The organism is Dokdonella sp., from assembly GCF_051958935.1.
GTDB lineage: Bacteria > Pseudomonadota > Gammaproteobacteria > Xanthomonadales > Rhodanobacteraceae > Dokdonella_A.
This window is the reverse complement of record NZ_JBQCFP010000169.1, coordinates 24,228-30,596: the sequence shown is the minus strand read 5'-3', so window position 1 is coordinate 30,596 and position 6,369 is coordinate 24,228. Positions and strand designations below refer to the sequence as shown.

General features: G+C 71.2%; 3 protein-coding genes. All 3 read left to right on the top strand.

Annotated elements, in window-relative coordinates; translation table 11 throughout:
- The first annotated feature begins 13 nt into the window (after positions 1-13).
- The 3 genes from ACTHK2_RS16050 (at position 14) to ACTHK2_RS16040 (ending at position 6,268) form a co-directional block, all read left to right on the top strand.
- Positions 14-4,744: a DUF7507 domain-containing protein gene (locus ACTHK2_RS16050; protein WP_440246724.1), complete on the top strand. Its 4,731-nt coding sequence runs from the start codon at positions 14-16 to the stop codon at positions 4,742-4,744.
- A gap of 69 nt (positions 4,745-4,813) precedes the next feature.
- A complete protein-coding gene (locus ACTHK2_RS16045; RefSeq protein WP_440246723.1) occupies positions 4,814-5,473 on the top strand; it encodes an alpha-ketoglutarate-dependent dioxygenase AlkB family protein in 660 nt (219 codons plus the stop codon).
- 150 nt (positions 5,474-5,623) lie between these two features.
- Entirely contained in the window at positions 5,624-6,268 is a 645-nt protein-coding gene (locus tag ACTHK2_RS16040; protein WP_440246722.1) for a response regulator transcription factor, read from the top strand.
- Positions 6,269-6,369 lie beyond the last annotated feature (101 nt).

Below are 6,369 nucleotides of genomic sequence, written 5' to 3'. Positions count from 1 at the left end.
CGTCAGTGCGACGGTGAACATCCCGGTCGGCGGCACGGCGACGTTCACGGTGACCGGCACGGTCAGCGCGAGCGCGACGGGTACGCTCGCGAACACCGCGACGATCGCAGCGCCCGCGGGCACGACCGATCCGACGCCGGGCAACAACAGCGCGACCGACACCGACACCCTGAGCCCGAACGCCGAACTCGCGAACACCAAGACCGACGCCACCGCAAGCGCGACGCCGGGCTCGCCGATCACCTACACGATCGTCGCGAGCAACGCGGGTCCGAGTGCAGTCACCGGAGCGACCGTCGCCGACACGATCCCCGCGGGCATCGCGGGTGCAACCTGGACCTGCGTCGGCGCGGGCGGCGGCACGTGTCCCGCGAGCGGCAGCGGCAACGTCAGTGCGACGGTGAACATCCCGGTCGGCGGCACGGCGACGTTCACGGTGAGCGGCACGGTCAGCGCGAGCGCGACCGGCACGCTGTCGAACACGGCGACGATCGCCGCGCCTGCAGGCACGACCGATCCGACGCCGGGCAACAACAGCGCGACCGACAGCGACACCTTGACCGGCAGCGCCGACATCGAAGCGCACAAGACGGGCCCGGCGACCGTGACCGCGGGTGGCGCGATCGCGTACAGCGTCGTCGTCACGAACCACGGCCCGAGCGATGCGAACGCGACGACGTTCAACGACGCGGTACCGTCCGGCATCACGGGCGTGACGGCCAGCTGCGGCACGCCGACCGGCGGCGCCGTCTGCGGCGCGGTCAACGTCGCGGGCAACACCGTGTCGAGCACGATAACGACGATGCCGAGCGGCGCGAGCGTGACGTTCACGATCAACGGCACCGCGCCCGCCAATCCGGGTTCGCTGAGCAACACTGCGAGCGCGCAGCCGCCTGCAGGCATCATCGATCCTGCGCCGGCGAACAACAGCTCGAGCGTGTCGACGACGGTCGATGCATCGGCCGACGTCGCGATCGTGAAAACCGGTCCGTCCACGGTCGCTTCGGGTGCGCCGATCAGCTACACGGTCGTCGTCTCGAACGCAGGTCCGAGCGCGGCGGATGGCGCGACCTATGCCGATGCGGTGCCAGCCGCGATCACCGGCGTGACCGCGAGCTGCGGTTCGCCGAACGGCGGCGCGACGTGCGCGGCGCCGACCGTCGCCGGCAACAACGTCTCCGGCAGCGTGCCCACGTTGCCGGCCGGCGGCTCGGTCACGATCACGATCAGCGGCACCGCGCCGTTCGGCGCGCAGTCGTTCACCAATACGGCCACGGTCGCCGCGCCGGTCGGCGTGCCCGACCCGAACCCGGCGAACGACAGCTCGAGCGTGACCACGTCGGTCGGCACGGCCGCCGACATCGCGCTGGCCAAGATCGTCGACAACGCGGCGCCGAACGTCGGCCAGACCGTCACGTTCACGATCACCGCGAGCAATGCGGGGCCGAATGACGCGACCGGCGTGGCCGTCACCGACAACCTGCCGTTCGGCTTCGGCTTCATCTCGGCGACGCCGTCGGTCGGTACGTATGTTCCGGCGACGGGCCTCTGGACGATCGGTGCACTCGCCGACGGCGAGACCGCGACGCTGTTCATCGTCGCGAGCGTCGACGTGCCGGGCGCGCTGACCAACACGGTCGCGGTCAGTGCGGCCGACCAGCCGGATCCCGATACGAGCAACAACTCCGCGGGTGCGTCGGTCAATGCCGGCGCGACCGCGGATGTCGCGGTCGCGAAGACGGTCGACGATGCGACCCCGAATGTCGGCACGACGATCACGTACACGATCACCGCGAGCAATGGCGGCCCGAACGACGCGACCGGCGTCGAGATCACCGACCACCTGCCGAGCGGCACGACGTTCGTTTCTGCGACGCCGTCGCAGGGCACGTACGCGGGCGGCGTGTGGTCGGTCGGCGCGCTCGCGAACGGCGCGAACGCGACCCTCGCGATCAGCGCGACCGTCGACGCGCCGGGCTCGATCGTCAACACGGCGACGGTCACGCACGAGGACCAGTTCGATCCGGTCGCGGCGAACAACCAGGCCGGCGCGACGATCAACGGCCAGCAGGCGGACCTCGGCGTGACCAAGACGGTCGACGACGCCGCGCCCGACGTCGGCGACAGCGTCACCTTCACGGTCACCGTGCACAACAACGGCCCGTCCGACGCGACCGGCGTCGTGCTCGCCGATGCACTGCCGGCCGGCTTCGTGTTCGTCTCGGCGACGCCGACGCAGGGCACGTACGATCCGTTCGCGGGCGTCTGGACGGTCGGCACGCTGACCGCCGCGGGCGCCGCATCGAGCGCGACGCTGACGATCGTCGCCGATGTCGCGACCGCCGGCCCGATGACCAACACGGCGAGCGTGAGCGCGGCCGACCAGCCCGATCCGAACGGCGCGAACAACAGCGCGAGCGCATCGCTCAACGGCAATCCGCTCGCCGACCTCGCGGTCGCGAAGAGCGGTCCGGCGTCGGTGACCCCCGGCGACGACGTCGTCTACACCGTGGTCGTGACCAACAACGGGCCGAGTGACGCGAGCAATGTCGTCGTCGCCGACCCCACGCCGGCCGGCCACGTGTTCGTGTCGAACGCCGGCGCGTGCACGACGACGTATCCGTGCGCACTCGGCTCGCTCGCGAGCGGCGCGAGCGCGACGATCACGACGACCTACACGGTGCCGGCGGACTATGCGCTCGCCAACCCGATCGTGAACACCGCGAGCGCGAGCGCGACGGAACCGGACCCCGATACGGCGAACAACCAGAGTTCGGCGAGCACGGGCGTCGGCCCCGGCAATGCCAATCTCGCGATCGTCAAGACCGGACCGTCCGCGGTCGCGTCGGGCGGAGCGATCGGCTACACCTTGCTGATCACCAACCATGGCCCGAGCCCGGCCAATGGCGCGAGCTACAGCGACGACGTGCCCGCGGGCATCAGCGCGATCACGGCCGCGTGCGGCGGCGAGGCGGGTGGCGCCGCCTGCGGCACGCAGCCGCTGGTGAGTGGCAATACGGTGTCCGGCACGGTCGGCAACCTGCCCAGTGGCGGCAGCGTGCTCGTCACGATCGACGGCGTCGCACCGACCGGACCGGTCACGCTGAGCAATACCGCTACGGTCGACGCGCCGGCCGGCGTCAACGATCCGGACACCAGCGACAACGCGTCGACGGTCGGCACCAACGTGAGTTCGGCGAGCGCCAATCTCGCGATCGTGAAGACGGGACCGGCGAATGCGCTCGAGGGCGGCAGCGTGACCTATGCGCTCGACGTGACCAACAACGGCCCCGATGTCGCGACCGCGGTACAGATCGCCGATCCGACGCCGGCAGGCCTCACGTTCGTCTCCGCGAGCATGCCCTGCGCGGGCGGTTTCCCGTGCGCGCTGGGCGACCTCGCGCCGGGTGCGAGCACGATCGTCACGGTCACCTACACGGTCGGCACCGGCATCGGCGGCTCGGTCACGAATACCGCGAGCGTCAGCAGCAGTACGCCGGACCCCGACCTCGCCGACAACGACAGCAGCGCCGTCACGTCGATCGTCGCGGCGCCGACGTCGGCCGATCTCGTGCTGACCAAGACCGGCCCGGCGAACGCGACCGCGGGCGGCAGCGTGATCTACGCGTTGCAGGTGCAGAACGCGGGCCCTGACGCGGCTGCGAACGTCGTGCTCGACGATCCGACCCCGCCGGATCTCGTGTTCGTCGGCGCGAGCGCACCGTGCGCAAGCGGCTTCCCGTGCAATCTCGGCACGCTCGCGAGCGGCGCCGGCGCGATCGTCACGGTCACCTATGCGGTGGCGCCGACGGCGAGCGGTGCGGTCACCAACAACGCCTCCGTGTCGAGCACGACGCCCGACCCCGACCTCGGCAACAACGCGAGCAGCGCCACCACGCCGCTCGTCGTCGTCGCGACGAGCGCCGATCTCGCGATTACCACGAGCGGCCCGGCGAGTGCGACAGCGGGCGACACGATCGCGTATACGGTGGTCGTGACCAATGCGGGCCCGGATGCCGCCGTGAACGTCATCGTCACCGACGCGACGCCTGCGGGACTCGTCTTCGTCGGCAACAGCGGTGCCTGCGCGAGCGCCTATCCGTGCGCGATCGGCACGCTCGCGAGCGGGGCGAGTGCGACGATCACGAGCACCTACGCCGTGCCGGCGAACTACGCGGGTGCCAATCCGCTCGTGAATACCGCGCTCGTGGCCAGCGACACGCCCGACCCGGACGGCAGCGACAACGTCGCGACCGCGAACACACTCGTCGGCGCGCCGGCCTTGTCGGCCGACCTGCGCATCGCCAAGAGCGGTCCGGCACAGGGCGCCGCGGGCACCGAGATCACCTACACGATCAGGGTCGACAACGATGGCCCGGACGCGGTGGGCGACGCGCTGCTCGTCGACCCGAACCCGGCCGGTCTCGTGTTCATCTCGGCGACCGCGCCGTGCGAATCGGGCTTCCCGTGCGCACTGCCGCCACTCGCGAGTGGCTCGGGCCTGACGGTGGCGGTGACGTACCTGGTGCAGCCTGGCTTCACCGGCAACATCACCAATGTCGCTTCGGTCGCGTCCTCGACCGTCCCGGACCCGACGCCGAACAACAACGCGAGCAGCGTGACCACGGTCGTCGCCGGCGCGGTCGAGCCGCAGAACGTGCCGATCGACGCGCGCTGGATGCTGCTGCTGATGTCGTCGCTGATGCTGGTGGCGGGTTCGGCGGTCGCACGCCGCCGTCGCTGATGTGAACCGGCGCCGCCTCGTCCGTGACGGACGGGGCGGCGCGATGCGGTCGCGTGCGATGATGCGTGCATGGCGGCGCCCGACCTGTTCACGAATGCCCGATCCCCGCGCGACGGCGCCACGCTGCGCGCGCTCGAGCTCCCAGGCGCGGACCTGCGCTACGCCGGGCACGCCTGGGCACCGGCCGAGGCGGACGCGTTGTTCGCTGCATTGCACGAGGAGATCGCGTGGGCGCCGCACCGCCTGCGGATCTTCGGTCGCGACGTGCCCACGCCGCGCCTGTCCTGCTGGATCGGCGACGCCGATGCGGTCTACGCCTATTCGGGCGCGCGCTTCGCGCCGCTCGCGTGGACGCCGACCGTGGCGCGCCTGCGAGGCGAGCTCCGTGCGCGTTACGGCTTCGATTTCAACAGCGTGCTCGCCAATCTTTATCGCGACGGGCGCGACACGGTCGGCTGGCACAGCGACGACGAGCCCGAACTCGGCGCCGAGCCGCTGATCGCGTCGCTGAGCTTCGGCGCGCCGCGTACCTTCGTGCTGCGTTCGCGCGCCACGCGCGCCCGCGCGCTGTCGCTCGAACTCGCGCACGGCAGCCTGCTCGTCATGGCCGGCGCGACGCAGCGCCTGTACCAGCATGCGTTGCCGCGGCGTGCGCGGGCGGATGGGGGCCGCATCAACCTGACGTTTCGCCGGGTGGTCGCAGGGTCAATGGGGCGCGGAGCGCCGTGATGCCCAAGGCCGGGGCCTGAGGCCGGAGAGCGGCGGGGCTGCGGGTGAGTCGTTTCCATTCGCGGTTGTAAACGGCGTAGCATTTGTCGCATCGACGACGAGATGCCCGTGATGCCTGGACGCGAGCCCCGTGATCGAGCGGATCCGACCGTGCCGGACGGTGCGCCCGTCGTGTTCGTCGTGGACGACGAGGAGCCGATGCGCCATGCGCTGCGGCGCCTGTTCATGTCCGCAGGCCTGCGCATCGAGGAGTACGCGACGGGCGAAGCGTTCCTCGCCAGGCCGGAGCTCGACGTCGCCGGCTGCGTGGTCCTCGATGTCGGCATGCCCGGCATGGGTGGTCTCGAAGTCCAGGCCCGCCTGCGCGAGCGGGCGGACCTGCCGGTCATCTTCCTCACCGGCGCGGCCGAGGTCCCGATCGCGGTCGCGGCGATGCGCGCCGGCGCCGCCGATTTCGTCGAGAAGCCGTTCGACAACGAAGACCTCTTGCGACGCGTGCATGTCGCGATCGAGCGGCAGGCGCTGCAGCGCGACGAAGCGCAACGGCGTCGCGCGTTCGCGCGCCGCCTCGAAACCCTGACCCCGCGCGAGTGCGAGGTGCTGGAGTGGATCGTCGCCGGCCAGACGAACAAGGAGATCGCGCGCACGCTCGGCGGCAGCCATCGCACGATCGAGATCCATCGCAGCCGCATCATGGAGAAGACCGGTGCGGACAGCCTCGCCGACCTCATCCGCATGCGCCTCCTGGTCGGCGCCGGGGGGGCCGCGCGCGGCGACGGGAGCGGCGCCCGATGACGGCGCGCATACGCATTCGTCCGCATTACGCGCCCGCCGCGCCCGGGCATAGCATGCCCCGCATCATCGCCGCGCACCGCGCGCGGAGACAGGCGGAGGGC